This is a genomic window from Mesorhizobium sp. WSM4837 (assembly GCF_055811435.1).
On record NZ_JBVVQE010000070.1, the window covers coordinates 1 to 20,384 of the forward strand.

At 60.4% G+C, this 20,384-nt stretch carries 24 protein-coding genes and 2 pseudogenes; 9 read left to right on the forward strand and 17 right to left on the reverse strand.

Features of this window, described 5'->3' with window-relative positions; translation table 11 throughout:
* From AC0L3D_RS29380 to AC0L3D_RS29390, 3 genes are all read left to right on the forward strand, one after another.
* The coding region (locus AC0L3D_RS29380; protein WP_473646651.1) for a hypothetical protein at window positions 1-397 on the forward strand (397 nt) is incomplete at its 5' end.
* 403 nt (window positions 398-800) lie between these two features.
* Entirely contained in the window at window positions 801-2,099 is a 1,299-nt protein-coding gene (locus AC0L3D_RS29385; RefSeq protein ID WP_473646653.1) for an AAA family ATPase, read from the forward strand.
* Window positions 2,035-2,811 (forward strand): ATP-dependent nuclease, encoded by a 777-nt coding sequence (locus tag AC0L3D_RS29390; RefSeq protein ID WP_473646654.1) that lies wholly within the window; start codon window positions 2,035-2,037, stop codon window positions 2,809-2,811. Before AC0L3D_RS29385 ends, AC0L3D_RS29390 begins: the two co-directional genes overlap by 65 nt.
* A gap of 279 nt (window positions 2,812-3,090) precedes the next feature.
* On the opposite strand, the gene AC0L3D_RS29395 is transcribed toward AC0L3D_RS29390, so the two are convergent.
* Entirely contained in the window at window positions 3,091-4,596 is a 1,506-nt protein-coding gene (locus tag AC0L3D_RS29395) for a relaxase/mobilization nuclease domain-containing protein (protein ID WP_473646656.1), read from the reverse strand.
* 51 nt (window positions 4,597-4,647) lie between these two features.
* Here AC0L3D_RS29395 and AC0L3D_RS29400 point away from each other — a divergent pair, with 51 nt between their 5' ends.
* Window positions 4,648-5,019: a hypothetical protein gene (locus tag AC0L3D_RS29400; RefSeq protein ID WP_473646658.1), complete on the forward strand. Its 372-nt coding sequence runs from the start codon at window positions 4,648-4,650 to the stop codon at window positions 5,017-5,019.
* Window positions 5,020-5,342: 323 nt separating this feature from the next.
* Here AC0L3D_RS29400 and AC0L3D_RS29405 read toward each other — a convergent pair whose 3' ends face one another.
* The 3 genes from AC0L3D_RS29405 to AC0L3D_RS29415 all read right to left on the reverse strand — a co-directional run bounded on the left by AC0L3D_RS29405 (window position 5,343) and on the right by AC0L3D_RS29415 (window position 7,338).
* On the reverse strand, window positions 5,343-5,750 hold the full coding sequence (locus tag AC0L3D_RS29405) for a MobC domain-containing protein (RefSeq protein ID WP_473646659.1): 408 nt from the start codon (window positions 5,748-5,750) through the stop codon (window positions 5,343-5,345).
* Window positions 5,751-6,250: 500 nt separating this feature from the next.
* The gene (locus AC0L3D_RS29410; RefSeq protein WP_473646661.1) at window positions 6,251-6,661 is read right to left on the reverse strand and encodes a hypothetical protein; all 411 of its coding nucleotides are present in this window, start codon (window positions 6,659-6,661) and stop codon (window positions 6,251-6,253) included.
* A complete protein-coding gene (locus AC0L3D_RS29415) occupies window positions 6,658-7,338 on the reverse strand; it encodes a nucleotide-binding protein (RefSeq protein ID WP_473646662.1) in 681 nt (226 codons plus the stop codon). The genes AC0L3D_RS29410 and AC0L3D_RS29415 overlap by 4 nt, the downstream gene beginning before the upstream one ends.
* A gap of 111 nt (window positions 7,339-7,449) precedes the next feature.
* On the opposite strand from AC0L3D_RS29415, the gene AC0L3D_RS29420 reads away from it, so the two are divergent.
* From AC0L3D_RS29420 to AC0L3D_RS29430, 3 genes are all read left to right on the forward strand, one after another.
* Complete coding sequence (locus AC0L3D_RS29420) at window positions 7,450-7,626, forward strand: hypothetical protein (RefSeq protein WP_189434944.1); 177 nt, start codon at window positions 7,450-7,452, stop codon at window positions 7,624-7,626.
* 10 nt (window positions 7,627-7,636) lie between these two features.
* Entirely contained in the window at window positions 7,637-8,068 is a 432-nt protein-coding gene (locus AC0L3D_RS29425) for a hypothetical protein (RefSeq protein ID WP_473646664.1), read from the forward strand.
* Between the two features lie 235 nt (window positions 8,069-8,303).
* The gene (locus tag AC0L3D_RS29430) at window positions 8,304-8,516 is read left to right on the forward strand and encodes a hypothetical protein (RefSeq protein ID WP_473646666.1); all 213 of its coding nucleotides are present in this window, start codon (window positions 8,304-8,306) and stop codon (window positions 8,514-8,516) included.
* A gap of 211 nt (window positions 8,517-8,727) precedes the next feature.
* On the opposite strand, the gene AC0L3D_RS29435 is transcribed toward AC0L3D_RS29430, so the two are convergent.
* Together AC0L3D_RS29435 and AC0L3D_RS29440 are read right to left on the reverse strand one after the other, a co-directional pair.
* Window positions 8,728-9,042 carry a single-stranded DNA-binding protein gene (locus AC0L3D_RS29435; RefSeq protein ID WP_127420491.1) on the reverse strand — a complete coding sequence of 105 codons (315 nt, stop codon included), beginning with the start codon at window positions 9,040-9,042 and terminating at the stop codon, window positions 8,728-8,730.
* A gap of 55 nt (window positions 9,043-9,097) precedes the next feature.
* A complete protein-coding gene (locus AC0L3D_RS29440) occupies window positions 9,098-9,667 on the reverse strand; it encodes a hypothetical protein (protein ID WP_473646668.1) in 570 nt (189 codons plus the stop codon).
* A 205-nt stretch (window positions 9,668-9,872) separates the two neighbouring features.
* On the opposite strand from AC0L3D_RS29440, the gene AC0L3D_RS29445 reads away from it, so the two are divergent.
* A complete protein-coding gene (locus AC0L3D_RS29445) occupies window positions 9,873-10,295 on the forward strand; it encodes a helix-turn-helix domain-containing protein (RefSeq protein WP_473646670.1) in 423 nt (140 codons plus the stop codon).
* A 90-nt stretch (window positions 10,296-10,385) separates the two neighbouring features.
* Here AC0L3D_RS29445 and AC0L3D_RS29450 read toward each other — a convergent pair whose 3' ends face one another.
* Together AC0L3D_RS29450 and AC0L3D_RS29455 are read right to left on the reverse strand one after the other, a co-directional pair.
* Entirely contained in the window at window positions 10,386-10,832 is a 447-nt protein-coding gene (locus AC0L3D_RS29450; protein ID WP_473646671.1) for a hypothetical protein, read from the reverse strand.
* A gap of 727 nt (window positions 10,833-11,559) precedes the next feature.
* Window positions 11,560-11,883, reverse strand: a complete 324-nt coding sequence (locus AC0L3D_RS29455) for a DUF736 domain-containing protein (protein ID WP_473646673.1) — start codon at window positions 11,881-11,883, stop codon at window positions 11,560-11,562.
* A gap of 680 nt (window positions 11,884-12,563) precedes the next feature.
* Here AC0L3D_RS29455 and AC0L3D_RS29460 point away from each other — a divergent pair.
* A complete protein-coding gene (locus tag AC0L3D_RS29460; protein WP_473646675.1) occupies window positions 12,564-12,818 on the forward strand; it encodes a WGR domain-containing protein in 255 nt (84 codons plus the stop codon).
* Between the two features lie 178 nt (window positions 12,819-12,996).
* On the opposite strand, the gene AC0L3D_RS29465 is transcribed toward AC0L3D_RS29460, so the two are convergent.
* The 9 genes and pseudogenes from AC0L3D_RS29465 to AC0L3D_RS29505 all read right to left on the reverse strand — a co-directional run bounded on the left by AC0L3D_RS29465 (window position 12,997) and on the right by AC0L3D_RS29505 (window position 20,228).
* The gene (locus AC0L3D_RS29465) at window positions 12,997-13,287 is read right to left on the reverse strand and encodes a DUF982 domain-containing protein (RefSeq protein WP_292427736.1); all 291 of its coding nucleotides are present in this window, start codon (window positions 13,285-13,287) and stop codon (window positions 12,997-12,999) included.
* 244 nt (window positions 13,288-13,531) lie between these two features.
* Window positions 13,532-13,675 carry a recombinase family protein gene (locus tag AC0L3D_RS29470; RefSeq protein WP_473646676.1) on the reverse strand — a complete coding sequence of 48 codons (144 nt, stop codon included), beginning with the start codon at window positions 13,673-13,675 and terminating at the stop codon, window positions 13,532-13,534.
* Between the two features lie 308 nt (window positions 13,676-13,983).
* Window positions 13,984-14,292, reverse strand: coding sequence for a hypothetical protein (locus tag AC0L3D_RS29475; protein ID WP_473646678.1), 309 nt, complete (start codon window positions 14,290-14,292; stop codon window positions 13,984-13,986).
* Between the two features lie 331 nt (window positions 14,293-14,623).
* Window positions 14,624-14,877 (reverse strand): annotated as a pseudogene (locus AC0L3D_RS29480) (DUF736 domain-containing protein).
* A gap of 760 nt (window positions 14,878-15,637) precedes the next feature.
* A pseudogene (locus tag AC0L3D_RS29485) lies at window positions 15,638-15,817 on the reverse strand (hypothetical protein); the annotation flags it as partial.
* Window positions 15,818-15,959: 142 nt separating this feature from the next.
* Window positions 15,960-16,835, reverse strand: coding sequence for an ArdC family protein (locus tag AC0L3D_RS29490; RefSeq protein WP_473646679.1), 876 nt, complete (start codon window positions 16,833-16,835; stop codon window positions 15,960-15,962).
* A gap of 984 nt (window positions 16,836-17,819) precedes the next feature.
* Window positions 17,820-18,221, reverse strand: coding sequence for a hypothetical protein (locus AC0L3D_RS29495; RefSeq protein WP_473646681.1), 402 nt, complete (start codon window positions 18,219-18,221; stop codon window positions 17,820-17,822).
* A 391-nt stretch (window positions 18,222-18,612) separates the two neighbouring features.
* A complete protein-coding gene (locus AC0L3D_RS29500; protein WP_473646682.1) occupies window positions 18,613-19,839 on the reverse strand; it encodes an ATP-grasp domain-containing protein in 1,227 nt (408 codons plus the stop codon).
* Window positions 19,840-20,036: 197 nt separating this feature from the next.
* The gene (locus tag AC0L3D_RS29505; protein ID WP_473646683.1) at window positions 20,037-20,228 is read right to left on the reverse strand and encodes a hypothetical protein; all 192 of its coding nucleotides are present in this window, start codon (window positions 20,226-20,228) and stop codon (window positions 20,037-20,039) included.
* Between the last annotated feature and the right edge of the window lie 156 nt (window positions 20,229-20,384).

Below are 20,384 nucleotides of genomic sequence, written 5' to 3' on the forward strand. Positions count from 1 at the left end.
CCCCTCCCCGCCCATCCAGTCGATCGTCCCGGCTGGACCACGCTACCGCTCCGGCATCATCCACTCGCGACTGCAGCGCGGTGCAACCTTCGCTGCAAAAATCGGACGTGTCGAGCGGCCAGTCGCTCGCCGTCGCTTGCCCGCCGCGCAAAAGAATGAGCTTGAGGCGACCCATATCCCGTCGGCAACGGCGGCGCCCGTTTCGCCACAGGCTGTCGACTTTTCGGCTTTGGCCGCCCGGGCGGCGTCGACCAGGATCTCGCCGCAAAAAGAGGCTGTGATTGCGGCCATTCTCGCCGAGGCTAAATCTTTCCGTCCGCAGTCGGCCGACGCCGAGACATTCGACCGCAATTTAAGCGTCGTCGCAGAAGCATTGCCGGACATTGTGGACGAGTAATAGGCGTTGTCGATCCCTGGGCGCAACGGCGCCGGTCGCTTTCGACGCTGCGGCCCAGGAAGAAGTCATGCTCGACTGATCGATTTCGTTATCCAGACATCATCCCGTAGAAGCCCCTCGGCAGTGATGGCGAAACCCCAGAAGCTGATTCCATGCGTTGGTGATCTCGGTTGTTCAAACGGGGCGACAGCGTAGTCCGCTCGCGTTCGTGTTGCGTTTTGTGACCCCAGCGTAACCGGCACCGATCGTCTTCAATTGCCAAAGGGGCAGTTTGGAGAATGGCTCTACGGCGGAGGGCCCGGCCCTCAAAATTGTTATTCACCGGCGTCGAGTCTGCAGCCATTCTCTTTGAAAAAAGAGCATCGTATATAGTAGGCTTGTCGATGCGTGGGGGAAGATGCAGATGAGACTAAAAAAAGCGAGGGTTACTAACTATCGGAGCGTCAAGGATTCCGGGTGGATTGATTTTGAGCCGAATAAAACCATTCTCGTCGGCCCCAATGAAGCCGGCAAGTCGGCGCTACTTAAGGCCCTCCAACAGATAAACGCACCGTCGGGGATTGGTGGTTTCGATGCTCTTCGCGACTATCCTCGTGGCGATTACAATGACATCACGGCCAAGCGCGCGAAGCCTTCAGAAATCAACGTTGCGGTAGCTCATTTCGAACTAGAGGCTGCAGACAAGCAAGCGCTCGAACCGGAGTTTCAGCCCGCCACCTACGTGTTCACACGCCGCCTCGACAACTCGTGGTGGCATGACCTTGAAGGCATCCAGGCCAGAGCCACTACCGACGAATTGAAAAAGGATCTCGCCCGTCTTGCCGCCCACGTTGATGGTCGACAAAAAGAAGGGGAACCACTGCCTAGTAAAGAGCTTGAGGTTGTCCTAGCGAACTATAAGAGCGGGAATTTCTGGATTTTCGACGATCTCGCGACGAGCTTGATTGCTTGGCTAGAAAAATTCTACCCGCTTGTCGATGAAGCGGATACCAAGGAAGAGGAGCGATACGACAGGCTCCTTGCTCGCTGCAGATACTCGCTCCGATGGAGTGCTGCGCTGGGCGTGCTACGAAAGGCCCTGCCGGTATTCGTCCTGTTCAGCAACTATTTCCGCGTCCGGCCGCTCATTCATCTTGATCACCTCGCGACCCGCATCGAACAAAACCTGCTCGACGATGCCCAGTATGACTACGGAAATCAGTGCCTCCTTAAGCTCCTCGGCTTCACGGCGCGAGAGCTGTCGGACCTCGGTAAGGCGGCCGAGCCCAGTGCCAAGGACGCGGACGCCCAAAAGAAATACAGAGATCAGCTCGACAACCGCTCTTACCAGCTGAACGCCGCGAGTGTTCGGCTCACGGACCAGATCGTAAAAGTCTGGAACCCGAACCCAGAACGCGCCGAAGCCAGTCGGCTCAGGATCACCGCTGACGGCCAATATCTCAAGGTCGTGGTCGAGGATGGCCTGGGCGTAGAGATCGAACTGGATCAGCGATCAGAGGGTTTCCAGTGGCTGGTCTCGTTTTTCGTGGTGTTCTTCTCCGAGACGGAGGACAAACATGCAAACGCAATCCTGCTGCTTGATGAGCCGGGAATGAGCCTGCACGCGCTGAAGCAGCGTGATTTGGAACACGATCTCCATGCTCTCGGAGTCCAACCAGACGGTCTACACGACGCACTCGCCTTTTCTGGTCGGTCCAAATGAACTCGACCTCGTCCGGGTCGTCGAGATGGCTGACCGCCAGGTCGGCACCAAGGTGCATACAACCATCACCGCTGCCGATCCCGCCGCTCTGTTGCCACTGCAGGAGGCATTGGGCTACGACCTCGCGCAGAGCCTGTTTGCGCAACAGCGTAACCTGATCCTCGAAGGCCTGACCGACTTCTGGTACCTTGAGGCCACGTCGGAAATGCTGCGGCTCGGCGGCGTCGCAGATCTTAACGACAAGATCGCCCTGATCTCGGCCAATACCGCGAGCAAAGTGGTCTATTTCGCGACGATTCTAATCGCCCACAATTTGAAGGTCGCGGCATTGCTTGACAGCGACAACGCCGGCGAACAGGCCGCGAAGCAGGAGGTGCTGGTGCATCGCCTTGGCGCCAAGCGCATTCTCCGGACGATGGACTTCACCGTTCCCCCCAGACCGAAGGCCGAGATTGAAGATTTGCTGCGCGACGTGCTTATACCCCTTGCGGCAAAAGAACTTGGCATCGACGTTACCGCCCAAGCAACAGCCACGCCGGAAAAGCCCTTGGTCGACCTTCTGTCAGCAAAGGGCGGGGCCAATTTCTCCAAATACAAGCTCGCAAAGGCTTACGTGCGCTGGACCCGGGACCATACTGCCCAAGATCTTAGCCAAACCGAGCGCGACGCGTGGGCGAAGCTTATCGGCGCCATCAATGCGGCGTTGAAATAGAGGGGCAGGTGCTGCCGCGTCAGGGGCACTCAAACTCATGATCTTGCCGTTCGGGAAAAACAGAAGGGCCAAGCGAAAACGAAACCTGTTCCGATGACCTTCAGCACGAAGGAGCTCGAACTGGTCGCCGCGGCAGAGCGGGCGGTAGCGACGTTCATTGATCCTTGGTGCCAATAACGCTGCTTCGGCCGCTCTCCCTTGTCGGCAGGACGCGAAAGGTGAGGGCGCTACAAGCAGTCACATGGATTCTCATCAAACCCACTTTGGAATGCATGTGCTTCAGCGCTCGTATTCGTCGTCCTGGCTGCGCTGTGTCTTGCGGTCCTGTTCCTCGGCCTGCCGGCCCTTTTGCTTGGCTGACTCTTTTTGCTGCTGAACGCGTTGCCGTGCCTTCTCGGCATGTTGCGCCGAAGCCTCGGGTTGACGAGTGTCGTCTCGGGCCGGCAAATCGCGGCCGCGCGCCTCTCTTTCGGGCGCGGCCTCGCCGCCTCCGCCTTCACCCTTTTGCTGCTCGAACTGGAGCCGGGCCAATCGATCGTGCATCTTGTCGTTCACGCCTTCGCGGTATTGCTCGAAACGGGGTTGCTCAGCGTTGGGGAGCGTGTTTCGCATCTGATCCAATGCCTGGTTCACACGCGCCATCTTCTGCCGCATTTCCAAAGGTGTCTGCGCCATTTCGGTAGCTCCTATCAGCCTGGTCAATTCTTTCATGCCGGGATGGGACAAGAACGACGGGGTCCGCCCCGGTCCTCCGCCATCTTTGGAGACGCCAGCGGCAGGCTTCTCGCCTCCCCTGCGCGTATGAATCTGGAGGACATTCTTGCCGATCGCCTCGGCTGCAGTCAGCGCCTGGCCGGTGACGCCAGCCGCCCGCATCACGGCGGCCGTCTGCTGCCACACGCCGGCGATCGCTCCGCCATTGGCGACGAGCAATCCGCTATCCATTCGACGCTGCCGTTTGTCCTCCACACGCGCGAGGGTCTTGTCACTGACCTGATAGCGCGCATCGTTCTGCGCGCGCTTGTAAGCGCCCGCATGTTCCTTCGCATACGGTCGGCTCATTGCGTGATCGTACCGGCGGGTTGCGACCATGGCTATGCCGTGTTCGCGCGCCTTCTCAGCGTACGCTTCCCGCCAGGCATGGAGATCCGCCTTGTAGAATGTCAGTCGCTCGCCGTCGGCCGAGCGCGCCTGCACCATGGCGTGGATATGGACGTGCTTGGTCTCGGCATGGTGTGCAAGCACGAATTTGTGCCCCTGAGCGCGTTCTTCGAGCACCGCACGGGCGGCCGCCATGATGGCTTGCGCGTCCGTACCAGCCCGGGCCGAGAAAAGCAGGTGATAGGCATTGCGCCGCTCCCGGCCGGAAAGTTGTGGCCGCCATTCCTCAAAAATCGCCGCGGCCGCCTTCGTCGGCTGTTTGCTGGAAACCGCCTGTCCATTCGCCTGGCGAACCTGCTTGTGCCCCCGAATAAACTTTTGCAGAAAATATTGCGCCTTGCGCTCATTACCGACGGCCGCGGTCACCTCCGCTGCCGCGCGAATACCGGCCTTCCCCATGGCCTCGTCCAAGCCGGCTTCGATCCTGTCGAGCGCTTTGCCGCGCGAATTTGCCCGCCCGGCCGCTAGGATCTTGGCAAGTGGTCCGGCGCGTTCTCCCGTGTGGCCATAAACGGCGACGCTGTCGCCCGTACGAGCATAGACGAACGGCTTTGATCCGAAGGCCGCGTTCAAAGCCTCGCCAAGCGCTTCGTCCGTGACGTCGCCGGCGAGCTCGAACCGCACCTCGATGAAATTCGTATTCTCGAGCTGCGGCTCGAATGCCTGGGTGAATTGGTGCAGGAAGCCGCGACGGTCCTGGGCATTGGCAAGCCCCTGTCCGCTATCGGTGAATATCTCGATGTCGCGCTTCTCGCCCTGTTCATTGACGCGTGTGCCGATATAGGCGAGCAGGGCGCCGGCCTGCTTGCCATTGGCCGCGCTGGACAAGACCTTGAACACCGCCGGCTGCGCGCCGGCGGCATAGGCCGCTCGCGCCGCAACCGCCCTCGCCTCTCGCGTCGCCCGCGCGAAGTGTCGAGTGGACGGGAGCGCGCCCGACCTTCCGCCACCCCCGCCACGGCGCCGCCATTCTTCTTCCTCTTCCTTGACGAAGGCGCCCAATGCGAGATCGAAAATCGCTATCGCCCCTTTTGCGTCGCTGGATGAACGCAAGCTCCCACTGGTGCCCACAGCCAGCGGTATCGCGCTGAGCGGTCCTGCTCGGCCAGCGGACGAAACAGGTGCCTTTGCGACGCGGGAGCTCGCTCCCGGGTGCTTCACACTCCCCATCGACGATTGCACGCCAGCCATAGGCGAAGCCACGCGGGCCTGGGTCACGCCACTCGTACGGATGTTCATCGCTTGACGATCGGCCGTCTCCCGGCCAGCCGCTTGCAAAGGCTTACCCTCCTCAAGCTCCTCGAGATCGCCAGCGCCCGGCATCCGCAGATAGCGTTCGATCTCGGCAGCATATCCGGCGAGACGACCGCTCATGCCTTGACCTCGCGCCGCTTGCGCGGCCTCGCAATCATCGCCTTCAATTCTTCGCGGAACCGGCGCACGAGCTCGCCAACGGCGATCAAGGCGCGCTCGAGGTCTTCGTCATACGGCACCCGGCCCTCGTTCATCGCGCGGACCGCCTGGTTGAAATTTACGCCGACGCGGCGAAGCTGGTCGGTGGCCTCCTCAATGGAAGGTCGCAGCTCCCCCGTCGCCGCCGGCAGAAACCCCGCCTCGGTCCGAACAAGGCGGCGAACGACTTCGCTGACCGTCACCGACTCCCCGTCAGCCATGGCGCGCAGCCGCTCCAGTTCGATGCTTGAGAAGCGCACATGCAGGACTTCGCCATAGCGCCGGGATGCGTTCTGACTTTCTGTTTGGCCACTGTGGGGTCTCATCTTCAAGCCCGCTTGCGGGCGCTAAAGGCCCTTGGGCCGCGCCGCCTCTTTTCGTGTGTAACACAACAAAGGCTATCCTGCCAAAGACAAAAAACAACATCACCAAAATATCTTTGCGGTGGTACGCTAAATAACCCCAGCTTTCATTCCCAAATCATCTGCACATGTTAGCAAGGAAACATGCTCACCGGAAACATATTGCATCGTCAACTTATCGACAAGCCACTTTCGCGACATGTTTCTTTTTCAGGATGTTACCTTGCTGCGGAATCATCATGCTAACATGGAGACAGATCGCAGGAGCAGGGAACGTGAGCTGGCGCGATCGGGATCGCCGCGACCCCCGTGGGTTAGGTAAGGCGGATAAACCGAGGCATGCGACCGAGGCCGACGGGCACGGCCGATTTGCGCCGGGCCGAGCATCGATGGCCGGCCCCTGTCGCGTGGCCTCGAGCGTTCTCTGCAACCCTCACCGCGGCGGATGCGCGGAGCGGGCTGACCTAATCGTTCGGCAGCTTGTGCTTATGGATCCTGATGTAGTCCTGCACCGCCTGGCGCAGCAACTCGGTCATGCTGTGGCCGTTGCTGATCGCGAGCAGCTTGAATTGCCGCTGTTCGCCGGCCGTAAGGTAATAGCCGCAGCGCACCATTTCCTCGTCGCGAATCTTCTTGCCGGCAACCGGATCCTTCTTCTGGCCCTGTCGCAGCATTTTGCGGAAGTCCGGCCGCGGTGACGCTGGCGCAGCCTCGGCCTGCGATGCCGCCGCGGATGCGGTGGCAAGCGGCTGAGGGGCGGGATCGGACTTGGGAGCGATGAACATGCTCGGAAGCGCCGGCGGCTCAGTGGAGATCGCTCTCATCATGCGAGCCTTCTTGTCGTCCTGTGACCCCGGGAGGCTCTTGTCGGTCATCCGGCCTGCCTCATTGCTTCGGTGAAGGTCTTCAGGACATCGTCGAAGAGCCCTTCACTTTCGGCAATCGCCTTCGCGTCGGGCTGACCGGGGCTGTAGAGTGTCTGGCCGCTTTGCAGGTCCCGATAGGCGACACGGTTTTGCAGCGCATGGTCGGCGATCGGCGTGCCGTTCGCCTGAATGATTGCGCGCAGTTCGCTCAAGGCTCTCGCCTTCGCATCGATGATGGTCTGTTTTGTCAGGACAAACACGGCTGGCAGCGGCCGGCCGCGTGTTTCGACCGCGAGAGGGATGTAGTGGTCGGTGATCTGGATTGCGGCGGTCACGTCATCGAGCGCGAAGAAGATCGGCACCACGACGATATCGGAAGCAAATAGCCCGGCCATGAGATTGTCGTTCGTGGTGCCTTCGGTGTCGATCAGCACCACGCTGCGCTCGCCATTGTGCAGTTCTGCCGCCTTCAGGATCTCGCGCGGCGTCGTGGCGCTGACCAGCTGGAGTGTCTCGGGACGATTGCCGGCCTCCTTGAGCATCTGAGCCCACCGGCTCATGTTCTGGCGAACGTCGCCGTCGATGAGTGTCACCGCGTAGCCGCGCTTAAGGGCGACGGATGCCAGCGCGCGCAGCAGGGTCGATTTGCCAGTGCCACCTTTGGCGATAGCGGCAGATATGATCATAGCTCGGGGGACCTTCGATGAACCGCTTTTATGCCAACCGCCTGCCCGGCAATTGTCATACCCGAACCCAAAGTGTAGTGTCAATTTATGAGCGATCAACCGGACAGGACAGTGATGTTCAGGGCAGCTTTGGCCGAGATCTCGACGCGCGACGGCTGCGAGGCCGCGCTTGATGCGGCAGCCGCCACGCTGGCGCATTACAGCGCGCTTGCCTCCGTCGGCATGATGCGCCAGCGCGAGCTGATCTTGATGGTGCCGAACAGTAAGGTGTGCGGAACGGATGATTAGGGCAGTATTGGTGGCCGTAGCGGCGGCGGCGAGCCTCGGCGCCGCCGCTCCAGGTGATCAGTCCAAGGAGGCCCGCAGCAATCCGATGTGGCCCGCGGGACTGCGATGGGATTGCGCCACGGCAGCAAAAATCGTGTGTGAACGCGACGGCTCCTGCAAGGTCGCAAAAGGGGATGCTTCATTCCTGCTCAACTACGACAACAACAACATCGAGTTTGCGAGCGGCGATGTGCGCATCAAGCGGCATTATCAGCAAACGGTGCAGGCAAGCCCTCTGCAAAGCGAGGTCAAGGTGGAGCTTGCCGACAACCGCGTCATCTGGCTGACGGCGGTGGACGCCAGTCGCACCTATTCCAACGCCTGGGTGGGTGCCCTCACTGAATTGAAGGGCGGCGCCGTCCTTTTGGAGTCCCAAGGCGTCTATTGCACCCCACACAAGTGAGCGCCGCGAGCCGAACCCGCGCCAGGCGGACGGCTTCTGTAGAGCCGGAACTGCCGGCGGCCCGTTATCTCCGGCCTCCGCCGTCCCTACGGCGCTGTGGGAGGCGCGCTCCGGCTCCGGCTCTTTGGGCATGGGAATTGCCGCGACACAAAAGAAGGTGTTTCGATGGACCCGATTGCGGGTCGAATAGTCCGGTGCCACCAGCGGCGATCACTGCAGGAAGGGTTTCGAGGGTTTGCTGATCGACGCCGGAACTGAGCCGAAACCAGACGTCGGCATGCAGACGATCATTGAAGCTGCATCGCCTGCCACCATCGGGTCCCCTGGAGAATGCGACCAGGCCATCACCTTCGCCTTTCCAGGAAGTGCGAAGCTTGTACTCACGGCGCATTGCACGCCGGGTCCCATGATGTTCTTCGAGCACTCTCCGATGCGCAACGTCGCTTGATCCGTGTTCTTTGCTCGCCTGAAAGCGTCCAAAGCCTCGGCCGGCGATGGAATCTCAAGGCCGCCCGCGGCCAGTTTCGCACACAGCGCCGGCTCGGACGCAATCGCCGCGGAGAGCTGGTCTTGAGCCGGATAGAATGCGAGCGTGCCGCCTATGCCGACCAATGTTCCGGATGCTGCCGCCATGATAAGGGCCCCCGCATTGAACATGATTACGGCTTCGGAAAAACGTTGAACGTCGACGCGATAAGGTCCGTCGTATAGACGGTCTCGCCGTTGCGTTTGAAAGAGTTGTTGCTTATGCGGCCTTCGACCAAGACGACATCGCCGGGCTTGGCGTTCTCCGCCACCCAGGCGGCTTGCTTCTCCTCCAGGACCGTCACCTGGACCCAATCAGTGGCTTCCTTGGGATGGCCTTGTTCGTCGCGCCAATTGCGATTGGTGGCAATGTTGACCCTCGTACTTTTGTCGAAGGGCGCGACCGACCCGACATTGCCATGAATGGTGAACCTGTTGACGCTTTTCATCGGGGTAACTCCCTCATTTCCTACCACTAATTCAACCAGCCGGAGTGACTCAAGATTATGGTCTGCTAAGGTTGAACCAGGTGCGCTGCCGCAGCCCGTTCGCGTCGTCGTAGTCGATGTAGTAAGGCTTCGCGCGGCGCGGGCGTTGAATGTCGTAATAGGTGGTCGTTCGATCGTTATGTGCTCCGCTGGAAACATGAGTAAGCTGGACCGGCACGGCGCGGTCGCCGAGCTGGATGGTTCCCGTCGGACTTCCGTCGGCCTGACCATGCCGCGCTCCAAAGTAGGCAGGCTGATTGCCAGCCGCGATTCGGCACATGCTGGCCTGGCCTTGTCCTGGGCGGTCGCTGGCCGGCGCGTAAGGCATCCACCCCTGCGGGCAGGCCTCGTACGGATCGTAGTCGGCGCCGGACGAATTGGCCTGCGGACAAGTCGGCCACGAAAAGCCCCGCAATCCCATGGCGTCGATCAGCCGGTCAATGGGTGGATGACAAGAGGGCGTGCCCTGCCAGTCACCAGACAGACAAAGCAGGACCTGGCAGCCCCACTCGGATGCGAATGTTTGGGACGGAACAGACGCGGCGCCCGCAATCGCGGCAGCGCTCACAACGAGATATTTCAGCATGGTGATGGCTCTTTTCTTCTGAGGCTTTTTGACACTTTACTATGGTTTTTGGCCCGGGAAAAGGGCAGACCGAACAGGCGGGTTCGTGCGCATACATAGATTCATGCTGCCAAACGAAGCGGGCGAGGTGAACAACCCGCTTCGGGACAATATCGCATGGTTCCTCGAAACCGAGCGCCGCAGGCGAAAGCTTAGCCATCAACACATGGCGGAAGTGTTCAAAACGTCGCCGGGTCAAGGACTGGCATACCGCACCTACATTCGTATCATGAGAAAACGAAACAACGTGACGCTGCGCACGGTCGAACAGATGGCCCAGGCGCTCGAGGTGTCGATCGCGACACTTCTGGTCGGCGACGCCGAGCTGGAACCCTGGGCGCACAAGCTCAACGAAAAATCGATCCGCGAGCGCCTCGCCGCCATCATCGACAGCGAGCGCAAGCGCCGCAATCTGCTCCGCTATCAAATGGCGGAGCTGCTGGGCGTATCGGAGATTACGTTCACCAAGCTCGAGCGCGCAAGCGGCAATATCAGTGTCGATACGATCGCCGCCGTCGGCGAGGCGCTGGGTCGCGATCCCGCAATCTTCCTGTTTCAGGAATCCGACAGCCAGCACCAACCGGCCTGATTTGCGCAGCCGATCGCAAGGCTGTTTTTTAAACAGCCTCGTGCAGCCTTTAGGGGTTCCGCGGCAAGCGTGGTTTTGGCGGCTAACGCGTCAGCCGATCGGCGATGCGTGACTGGGGAATGGCTTCGGCCCGTCCGGCGGCCAGTCGGATCGGCTGCCAAATGGTCTTCCGCTCTGTTTATTGCGGGAGCTTCCTGTGGACGCCGCTTTTTTGAAGGCAGTCGGATAAAATTTAAGGCCGAGATTGGGCCGAAATTTCGCAATCCAGGCGATCTGACGCCGATGCACGACAACAATGTGATTGGTGAGATTCCTGGCTCGCCATTGCCTGCGCTCGGTGACGCGCAGCAAGCCGAGCGTGCCGGCTTTGCGCAGCGCATTGCGAACCGTGGTCGGCCCGACGCCGGCCCGATCGCCAATTTCTTTTACGGATCGGTCGCATTTGCCGTGCTGCCGGCAGTCGCACATGACGATGTAGAGCGCCGCGCTCTCCCCTTCGGTGAACTCACCGGCGAATTCGGGCCGGATAGCCTGCATGCGAGCGAGACGCCGCTTGCGTCTCCATCGCACGGGATCTCGCAAGCCGCGGGCAGCTTCGCGCCGGCCTCGCTCACTGCGAGGGCGTTGCGGATAAGAGGAGCGGGGTAGTGCGCGACCATCCGCAGGGGCCTTCTTGAGGTTGGCGCGTTGTCGCTCAGCCTTCTCGCAAAGCCGCTCCGCATCGGCCTCGCCCAGCAACTCCTCGCCGTAGAGCTTCCATATCTGCCGGCAAAAATCGTCCAGCTCGGCCAATGACCGAATGTTCGTGAGCCATAGGCTCAACGTTGAATAGAGATCCATTTCTTTCCTCTCGCCAGGCCGTGCAAAGCCGTGGCGCGGAAGCGCATTTTTTCTTGCAATGCCGGGAAAGACGGGCTACGGTCTCGCAAAATCTTCGGGCGAGATCAGGAGCGCCAACTCCTGTAGCCTATTCCCTGAAAAGCCGGCCTCCGCGCCGGTTTTTTTGTGCTCGATTTTTCCTCCGTTCAGACTCACTCGCATGATTGCAAGGCGGAGCATACAAAGTAAAGTATCAAAAAATCCGCGAGCGGGTCGTTGAGATGGCCGCCCGACAGGCAAGAATCGCGCGGGGATGCCTGGCGTTCGTATTTCTTACGGTTTGCCCGAAGCCGCCCCGTGGCGCGTCAGCTATCGGTCTGAGGCGCTGAGTAGCTGGGCAATCTGAATGACGCCCCGCTGTTTGCGGGGCGCCATTCGATGTTCGTCAGTCGCCGTTGCGACGGTTCGGCCGAGACCAGATGAGGCTGTAGCTCTGACCGCCTTCGTCGGCGACGAGGTTGGCGTAGATTGGGGCGGTGAAGCTCGGATCATCGAGCTTGAGGCCCAGATAGGCGCGGCCCTCGTTGGACTTTTTGGACCAGCCGGCACCGAACTCGACTCGACCAACGAGCACTCGGTGGCTGGGTGCGTTTTCGCCGCTGGCGCGCGTATCGGGGGCGATCCGGACCTTCTTGGCCTGGAGGGAAAGCGTGACGATCTCGCCGTTGAATTCTTCGCCGGCCAGCTGGAAGTTGTCGATAGTAGCCATGTTCGTGTGCTCCTGACTGGTTTGTCCGAAGCCGCCCTGTGCGGCCTCGATAGCGGTCGTGAGACGACGGTCCGGCCGACTGCATCCACTGGGCCGCAGCGGAGCGGAGGACGGCGGAAGCCGAGCTTGTTGTCCCGCGAGGAATGCGGCGAAGCCGTAGGGGAAGAAGGTCGGCGAAGCCGTTGCAGGCAAAAGGCCGGACCGGCGTCAGACGGCCGTTCAGGGAAGGTCCGGGCATCCGTTCCAGAAGACGATAGTGGAGATATCGGAATGTCCGCCATGCATCCGGCACAAGCGGCACGATCGATGCCGCCACGAAACCAGAGGCACGAGGTCTAGGCCCTGTCCGGTCGCCGCTCAAACGGCCGCACATGATCCCGCCACGCCGCCAAAGGTTCAGGCGATGAAGCAGTTTTGATGACGACGATTAACCCCGCAAAGGGGTGGTTCCGGCGGTCTGATAGGCTCGGGGGCCGAATTGCTGCGCGCTTACGTCGTGACGGTCCGACGCGTGCGCCTTCGATCATGCACAGTGCGGCGACGAGCTTGCTGGCCACCGCGGTGATCATGACCTTCCTGAAGCGACCGCGCCTGCACCCATAACCGCAATGAATCGGTCGAGCCGGTTGGATTCAAAGAACTCGTTGGACGCCGTTTCCAAGCCAAATGAGACTGCGGCCATGGAAAACGAAGAGGCAGGGCCCGTTCATCTTCGACGCATCGACCCATCGCAGAACATGCGGCGGTTTTATATGGTTGCGATCCAACCGACCTTGTTCGGCGGAGCATCCGTCATTCGCAACTGGGGCCGCATCGGGACCAGCGGCCAGTCGATGATGGAAACCTTCGATAGCGAAGACAGTGCGGCCCCCGCATCAATGAAGCTTCAGCGTGCCAAGCGCCGGCGCGGATATCGCGACTGTGATCCGGACTAGCGGCTGGCGCCATCGCGCAAAAGATCGCAGGCCCGAAAGGCCAACTCGATGCCTCGGCTGCCAGCCGCTCGCTGTTTTCCGGAATTACCGGCGATGATGGAGATTCTTCCGCTCTTGTCCGCGATCGGTGAAAATCTGAACGGAATGCCCCCAAGCTTAGCTACAACCCAACCAGTCCTTACGCGCGCCGCTTTTTGCAGGCGGCGATCCACTGCATGGCGGAGATTGGATCTTCTAGGATGGCGACCTGCCTGGCGAAATCGATAAAAGCATGGTGTGCGGCGCTTAAGGGTTTGTGCCCATCCTCTGCGTCATAGCAGGCCTGAAGGGCGGTCTGGTGGATCAGATCTCTTTGATCCTCGGGCCAGTCGCTGAGGAAATCGATGGCGTCCGCGAGGCTCGCAATCTCTTGCACGATATAGGTCGCACGCTTCACGAAAATGGGGCTGCCGAACTCCTCCGCATCCATGCGCTCCTCCCAGTTCACGAACCACCGCTTTAGACGAGCATTCCGCCCAGCAAGCGTCGCAAATGTGCTGTCCGGACCGAGACGGTTCAAGGGGCGCGATGGAAGATTTCTCGTTGGCGCAGGTGCCTGGGGGACGGTGGCAGGATCAGGGCATCAAACGTGCGTAGCAGAATGTTGCGGCGCTGTCAGTGCGCGGCCCAGCCGACGACGAACATGATGAGATCAGCCATCTCCGATCGTCGTGTCAATAAACGTCTCGTCCAGCAGGCCGCAGGCCAGCGCCCTGCTCTAGATGGCGCAGGATGGTGAGTAGGTCAAGGAGATTGCGGGCGATGCGATCAGTGGCAACGGCTAGCACCTGGTCGCCGGGCCTGAGTCTTTTAAGCATGGTTTTCAGCCTCGGCCGCTCGGCATCCTTGCCTCTGAGAAATCACCAAATTAAATCGCGGTCGTGGAGCCTCACAGTGAGGTTGCAGAGTGGCTGCTCACGCGCGCCTCTCTCCCAACCAAAGCAAACGAGGGCGTACAGTCAGTTCGGTGCTGGAGAAAGTTCGTGGTCCTGAGCCCGGTTTAACAGGGCGGCAGTAGGAGCGTCAGCATAGCGCCGCCGCAGGCGGACGCGGGACCGACAGCCCCCGGCGAAGGGCGCCATATGGACTGCCCCGACCTCATGCCAACAACTGCCGTGGTTCTCCGTTATCCATGCGCGCCGTAGGCGGTCCGCTGACCAAGGACGTCCCACGCGATCCCTGTTCCGCTATGCCACCATCGTCGCTGTTCTGGCTTTGATCTTTTTGTCTGTCCAGGATGGGTCAGGAAGTCGACGAATACAGCACAGGCGGCCCGACCGATCCGGCAAAGACGGCCGATCTGGCTCAAGCCCCCTAGCCGTCGCTTCGACGAGATTCCTGCAAGTTGGCGTTCCACCGCGTTGTGCTCTTCAGTCTCCAACACGCATTCGCGCAGCTCGGCAAGCAGCTCTTCTATTTCATCGATGAAGGTCATGAGCGTATCTCCTTGTCGTTGTCGACAAGTGCGATGCGCGCACGAGGACCGGGGGCAAGGCTCGCGCAGCGACCGGCGCAAGGAGGAGCCGAAATGCGTTACCATTTTGGTGAGGCCGTGCGGCCCTTGTGGCGGGCCGAGAAACCGTAGGCTCGGGCAGGCAACAGAGAGGAACATCGAGAATCCGATAGCCCGCGTCCGCTTGCCGTCTCGGCGAGACAGCGAGGAGCAGCACCCCCGAAAGGCGGCGCTTGGTGCTCCTTCCGCCTGCCGGCGTTCGCTTGGGAACGGCCGAAAGCCCCGCCGTGCGGCGGAGCACTTGTCGAGGCGATCAGTCCATGGGGCGAGACCAGATCAGCTGCAGGCCTTCCTCGCCTTCCACCTCGATCAAGGTGGCGTAGATCGGCGCGGGGAAGCTCGGGTCGTCCAGCTTGACCGAGAGGTAGTCGCGGCCCTCGTTGGAGACCTTCTGCCGGGCGGCTCCCAGTTCGACGCTACCCGAGTAGACGCGGAAGTGAGGGCCCTTGTCGGAAGGGTTCTCACGCGGATCAGCTTGGCCTTGACGTTGAGGTTGAGGGTCTTGATGGCGCCGGAAAAGCCGGCGTTGCCATTTGAGGTAAAAGTGCGATGGTAGCCATGATGTCGTCTCCGTGATTTTCTCGGGCCGCGACCACCGCGACCTCGATAGCGGTCGACAGACCGGAGGCGATCGGCCCGCACCCACCGGGGGTCCCCGTTGCGCGTGCGCAATGGGGTGGTCCTTAGGGCCGGAACGACAGTGTAGGGCAGCCAGGACGAGGCTTTCTTGTTCCGCGCGGAATGATGGCGAAAGCCAGCAGGGGAAGAAAGTCGCGACCGGCTGTTGCGGGCTTGAGGACGAGGCGCAGCGTAGCGAAGACGGCCTTCGGTCAGACCAGTCCCATCGAGGACGCAGGTGGTGCGCCCTTCCATGAAACCGCCGGCCAGACGACAGGCGAACCCGAGCGGCACGATCACCGCAACCGCCGCCACGGTGAGGCGCCATCAAGCCCGGCCGTCCCCGTGACGCATCATCATGGCAGAACGACCGACAACCACAGCTAGAAAGGGACGCACCCTCCCCATCACTTCGGTCGGTTGACGACCGGCCGACCGATGAAACTCCGAGGTTCGGCGTTCGGCCGCTTAAAGAAAGGATGGCCGCTACACGGTCGGAAATATCCATCTCCGGCGGGACGTCGGCAGAGGCCGGCTGATCTGGCTCGGCCCGGTGGGCCACTACCGAAGACCGGGTGCTACGGCGGGGCCTTCAGCCGGCTGCAGGGCACCGGCGTGGCGGAAGCCACGGACGTACCGGGCGGGACGATTAGAGACCGCACATGCCCTCACATTCATTCGGCCAGAGGTCGAGCTGGCCGTGGTCGGCCGCTGTAGACAAATCGGCTTCATCGAGGGGAACGCCGGAGCGATGCAGGAAGACCTCGCCGCGTATGCCACGCAGGCCGATGCGGATCGCCCGATCCACCTCCACGGCATGGTCCCACGCCTAGTCAAGCCTGACGATCGTGGCTATCGCGGAAACGGAGTGTCAAGCCTCAACGGTTTTTCTATCCTCGCGGGCTGGGCCGCAGCCAAGGTGAAAAGGCCATGGGCTGCGCGTCGGTGGCGGCCCTAACGCGACGCGGCGCTCAGCTCGGCGGCTGTCGCGCGTGCATCCAGTCAGCGGCAGCCTGCGCTTTGCTTGCGGCAGTGAAGATCGCCCGCGGGTCGTCCTTCAGCACTTTGAGCCAGGATGCCACATAGGCTGCGTGGTCAGGACGGGGATGATGCGCCAGGCCCAGATCGGCCAAAATACAGGCTGCAGCAAGTTCGGCGGTCAGTTCTTCGACTGCTAAAGCCTGGCGGGTAAACCGTTTGGTGAAGTCTCGATCGAGCCGATGCTTAGAGCCCGTGGCATGCGCGGCCTCGTGGACATAAGTCCCGACGTGAGCGACAGCATCGCGGAAGCGATTGAAGTCCGGCATAAAGATTCGGTCGATATCGATGCGGTAGTATGCAGCGTTGGCGCCAAAAGTAACCGGGATGCCGAGCGCACTGATGAAGGCATCGGCATGCGGGACTCGTTCAGAGTCAGGCAGGATTGGAGTGGCGGAAGGCGTGAAGCCCTCGACCTGAGAGCTGTTGAAGACCGAGAAGGCGCGCGCGAAGAGGCGTCGCTGGGGGTGCTCATCGTCGCCAACGGCATCATCGTCACCGTGTGCGGCAAACTCCTTCCAGAACACGACGGTGGTTGCGCGTTCGCCCTTGCGAACCTGGGCGTCAAGGGTCTGCCATTGCCGGTATGTGCCCCAGGTGCCGCTTCCAAAGCCGTGAGCCTGAGCGGCGATCCAAAGAGCGAGCGTATTGACGCCGCGATAGGCCTTTCCGGACGAGATGTTGGGGCGAGCAATCGAGCTTCCATCGGGGTGCCAGGGCATCCGCCATTCGCCGGCGCCGGCCTCGATGGCGGCAATGATCTCGGAGGTGATGCGGGTATAAACGTCGGTTCGGTTTTGCGTGTCCATGGTCGGAACTCCTGTCCCGCCGGGCCAATCCCCGGCGGCGGAGCAGCCATCTGCGATGGCCTAAGGGCCGACCGCGCACTCGAAGAGCCGCAGCGTGAGCGAAGGACGGCGATCAGCCGTTGCGCGGGCGAACCTGACATCGCGCGCTCCGCCAAACGCCGGGGTTGGTCCGACGGGACATCCGATCATTGGTCCGCACGCAAAGCCGCTGCGCCGCCTCAGATCCGACGGTCTAAGCCATCAAGAACCGCCTCGATCCGCTGGAGATCCTGCTTCACGGTGGTCCGTTGCAAAGGCGACAGACGCTTCTCCTTCAGTAAGGTCCTGGCATCCTCGGCAGAGCGTGACCAGGCTGGCCGATGGCGTGCGGTGATGCAGGCATTGGGGCAGCGGGTTGGCTGCATCTTGCCGTCGATGTTCGTCGCTGCTTAAGGCAGGCGGCCATGCCGGGAACAAAGAAGCAGTCGGCCTGCAATGTCCTGCGGCCAGAAGCATGACGCCGCCATCCGAGGTGGATGCGGCCGCCGTCAAACGCAGCTGTGATCTTCTTCCGTCCGACGGCTGGAAAAGACAGCGGCAGCAACGTATTCTCGGTCATGGCGGGTGTGGCTCGCGAGATGCGGTGGAAGGGTTGGCCCAAGCAACCGCATCCTACGCCAATCAATCGCTTAAGCTACATCCGCCAGCCTCGAAGGCCCATCGTCATGCATAAGACGGGTTAGCGACCTCACTTTGCCACGGCGCAGTTCGCTATCCTCTAGGATCTGGATTCGGAGCCCTGGTCTTTAAACGGGGATGCCAAGCATGTTTTGCGAGTGAGATTGGACTCGCATCTGCCAGCATTACCTCTCATGAGCCGTCTGTAATGAGCAGATCGGCAAGTCGCTGCACCAATCTTCCCTCCGCCAATCATCACTATATTCTTCACGTCTTTACCCTCCTCCAAGACCGCGCTGTATAGCCAGCTCCGTGGTAAGAACGTCTTCATCCGCCGCGCATTGCGAACTCCAGCTGTACGACTTCGAAACGGATCGTCGCTCCGGCTTGACGGCTGATTGCAGCTACGTTGCTCTTGATCAAATCGACGAGGTCTTCGAGAACAGCACAGGGGTTTGGGCCGTTTCGGTCGTGATCATATTTTCCTATCATCAGCAAGGCGCAATTGTTGTCGGGGCGGGCGCAGAAGATTAGGGCTCCATCGTTCATTTCTTGGATCAGGAATGCATCATCGGAGGCAATTCCGGAGAGCAACTCGTACTCTTGACTCAGTTTTGATCGAACGGAGATATAGCGGTTGGGAGTCTCGATCACCCCCGCCAAAGATAAATATGGCAGGCTTCTTGAACTCTGCAACCAAACTTCAGTCCCGTCGGCCTTAAGAAACATCTCTTACCTATCCTCTCCGAAGCAATCCATAGGAATCGACCTGCAGCGTCGGTCTATCCGAAGCGGCAGCCGTAGACCTGATAACCGTTGCCGGACGAGCCTGAAACAGACGGACTGCCAACTGCCTTCATAGCAAGGTTAGCGACGCTACCCAAGGCGGTCGTGCATGGCTAAGGCAGGGCGTTCTACATCCCGACTCGTCGCTATCCGGCTTCAACTAGCCGTTCACAGCCAAATAGGACGCGCTGCGCGAAACCCGACGTGCTGGTAAAACGCACCAGGTCAGGACGACTAAAGGCGTACCAATCGCTTCCTTGACCAACATCGATCTCTAATCGCCATTTGTCGCCGACTTCTAACTCAAAGCTGACCTTATCAGTGAAGTGAGATCCTATTCGCTCACTGCCAGAATCGGGGTGATTGAAATTCCGATTAAGTCGACGGCACGATTAAGTATCGCCTCGGTTTCAGCAATGCTGGGTGAAGAGGCGATCACATGTCCGATACAGTCTCGGTAATCGCCTCTCCTCACGACCGGCGCCACGGGTTCCTGATAAAACTTGACCTCGGCGACACCTGACACGGCAGCCGCCTGGCTGCGGCCCGTAATGCGATCTAGGGTGCCATCGCGATCGGCGACTAGGAACCGCACGCCCGCAGTCTGCGAAAGCCTCCTGCGCAGATCCCATTCTTCGCCGACAGCTAGCTTGATGTGCTCGGTGACAAGGTCGATACCGTAAGCCAGTTGGATCAGTTGAGGACCGGTCGCCCCCCCAAGTCGCGGATTGACTTCGATGACGATTGGGCCACGCTGCGTCCACCGGACTTCCATACACGTTGGGCCCCAACCAAGACCGAGAGCCCGCAGACAGCTTAGCGAAACATCGACGATACGCGCGTGTTCGTCATCGGTCAGCGCGGCCGGATAGAAACCCCCACGCCACACGAAATGGGGTAAAGGGCCGAAGCTACCGCCGGATATCGCTATAACCTCGTTGCCCATTATGTCGACGCCATATGAGGGGCCCTGCGCGTAACTTTCAACGAGTATCCTAGGTGAAGCCTGATCAATGTGCTTATCACCCAAGAGATAGGCCGTATGCTGGGCCAATTCGTCGCCGGTGCGGCACAAACGAACGCCGCTACTACCGGTGCCTTCTATTGGCTTAACAATTACTGGCAGTCCAATCGCCGCCGCAGCGTTTTTAACCTCCGCCGCATTTGCTACCAGGTGATAAACAGGCACTGGAACACCGCCCGCCGCAAGGAGTTGGCGTTGAGCGAATTTATCGTGGCATTCTTCAATCGAATCGGGGTTCGGTCCCGGTAGATCAAAATGCCGGCAGAGCTTGCCAACTGTTGCATAGGAAAACTCGTCCGCGCTGGTAATGCCAGCGATGTTATAGGTCGCGCGTATCCGGGAACATTCCAGGGTCAGAGCGTCGAGATTGCCTGTATCTACACGAATTGCCTCTAGCCCCTCCGCCGCAATATAATCTAGCCGAGCCGGATCAGTCGATAGGGTAATTGGATGAAGGCCAAGACGCTGGGCTGCTTTCACGTACAGCAGACCATTGCTTCTTGTGCCTTCAAGCAGGATGAGCGCTCTTTTTGACATCGAGTGTTAACTCCGACGTTGTGTTGACGCCAGTCCGGGCGATCGCCGCCGGTACTAGCTGCTTACCTCGTACTGGCGATGAATCTAGCATCGTTAGGGGTCGGCGCTTCATAAAGGTTCTGTCAATTTCATTGCAGAATAGTCGAAGCATAAATAACAAAATATTTAACGTTTCGGACTCCCCATCTGTACGAGGATCAATGCGACCAGGAACGAGTTCCGCGCATCGCTTGATAGGCCCAGACGGCCCGCGCCATGGACCACCTCGGCACAATGGCTTTCAGCTGCTCGTCCTGGCGGCGTAGCCGCTGAGCGGCGTCCTCGATCGTGTCGATCTTGTCCAACACGATCTGCTGAGCAGCGTGCTCGAAGCTCTGGCGGCAGGCCATTGTCGGGTGTGCTCCATCTCCAATGAGCGTCGCCCCGTGTTGCTCCGTCCATGAAGCAGGAGAAAGGACAGAAACTGCTGGGATGTTATCAACTTAACTCGCGTTCAGAGATTTGCGGCATAGACCGATGGCATGAACACCCGTCAGCAATAAGTG

Excerpts from the sequence above, each read along its gene's own strand:
- AC0L3D_RS29385 (WP_473646653.1), top strand. The coding sequence starts at position 801 with ATGAGACTAAAAAAAGCGAGGGTTACTAACTATCGGAGCGTCAAGGAT.
- AC0L3D_RS29390 (WP_473646654.1), top strand. The coding sequence starts at position 2,035 with ATGCTCTCGGAGTCCAACCAGACGGTCTACACGACGCACTCGCCTTTT.
- AC0L3D_RS29405 (WP_473646659.1), bottom strand. The coding sequence starts at position 5,750 with ATGAGACCCCACAGTGGCCAAACAGAAAGTCAGAACGCATCCCGGCGC.
- AC0L3D_RS29410 (WP_473646661.1), bottom strand. The coding sequence starts at position 6,661 with ATGACCGACAAGAGCCTCCCGGGGTCACAGGACGACAAGAAGGCTCGC.
- AC0L3D_RS29415 (WP_473646662.1), bottom strand. The coding sequence starts at position 7,338 with ATGATCATATCTGCCGCTATCGCCAAAGGTGGCACTGGCAAATCGACC.
- AC0L3D_RS29435 (WP_127420491.1), bottom strand. The coding sequence starts at position 9,042 with ATGAAAAGCGTCAACAGGTTCACCATTCATGGCAATGTCGGGTCGGTC.
- AC0L3D_RS29440 (WP_473646668.1), bottom strand. The coding sequence starts at position 9,667 with ATGCTGAAATATCTCGTTGTGAGCGCTGCCGCGATTGCGGGCGCCGCG.
- AC0L3D_RS29445 (WP_473646670.1), top strand. The coding sequence starts at position 9,873 with ATGGCGGAAGTGTTCAAAACGTCGCCGGGTCAAGGACTGGCATACCGC.
- AC0L3D_RS29450 (WP_473646671.1), bottom strand. The coding sequence starts at position 10,832 with ATGCAGGCTATCCGGCCCGAATTCGCCGGTGAGTTCACCGAAGGGGAG.
- AC0L3D_RS29455 (WP_473646673.1), bottom strand. The coding sequence starts at position 11,883 with ATGGCTACTATCGACAACTTCCAGCTGGCCGGCGAAGAATTCAACGGC.
- AC0L3D_RS29460 (WP_473646675.1), top strand. The coding sequence starts at position 12,564 with ATGGAAAACGAAGAGGCAGGGCCCGTTCATCTTCGACGCATCGACCCA.
- AC0L3D_RS29465 (WP_292427736.1), bottom strand. The coding sequence starts at position 13,287 with ATGGATGCGGAGGAGTTCGGCAGCCCCATTTTCGTGAAGCGTGCGACC.
- AC0L3D_RS29470 (WP_473646676.1), bottom strand. The coding sequence starts at position 13,675 with ATGCTTAAAAGACTCAGGCCCGGCGACCAGGTGCTAGCCGTTGCCACT.
- AC0L3D_RS29475 (WP_473646678.1), bottom strand. The coding sequence starts at position 14,292 with ATGACCTTCATCGATGAAATAGAAGAGCTGCTTGCCGAGCTGCGCGAA.
- AC0L3D_RS29490 (WP_473646679.1), bottom strand. The coding sequence starts at position 16,835 with ATGGACACGCAAAACCGAACCGACGTTTATACCCGCATCACCTCCGAG.
- AC0L3D_RS29495 (WP_473646681.1), bottom strand. The coding sequence starts at position 18,221 with ATGTTTCTTAAGGCCGACGGGACTGAAGTTTGGTTGCAGAGTTCAAGA.
- AC0L3D_RS29500 (WP_473646682.1), bottom strand. The coding sequence starts at position 19,839 with ATGTCAAAAAGAGCGCTCATCCTGCTTGAAGGCACAAGAAGCAATGGT.
- AC0L3D_RS29505 (WP_473646683.1), bottom strand. The coding sequence starts at position 20,228 with ATGGCCTGCCGCCAGAGCTTCGAGCACGCTGCTCAGCAGATCGTGTTG.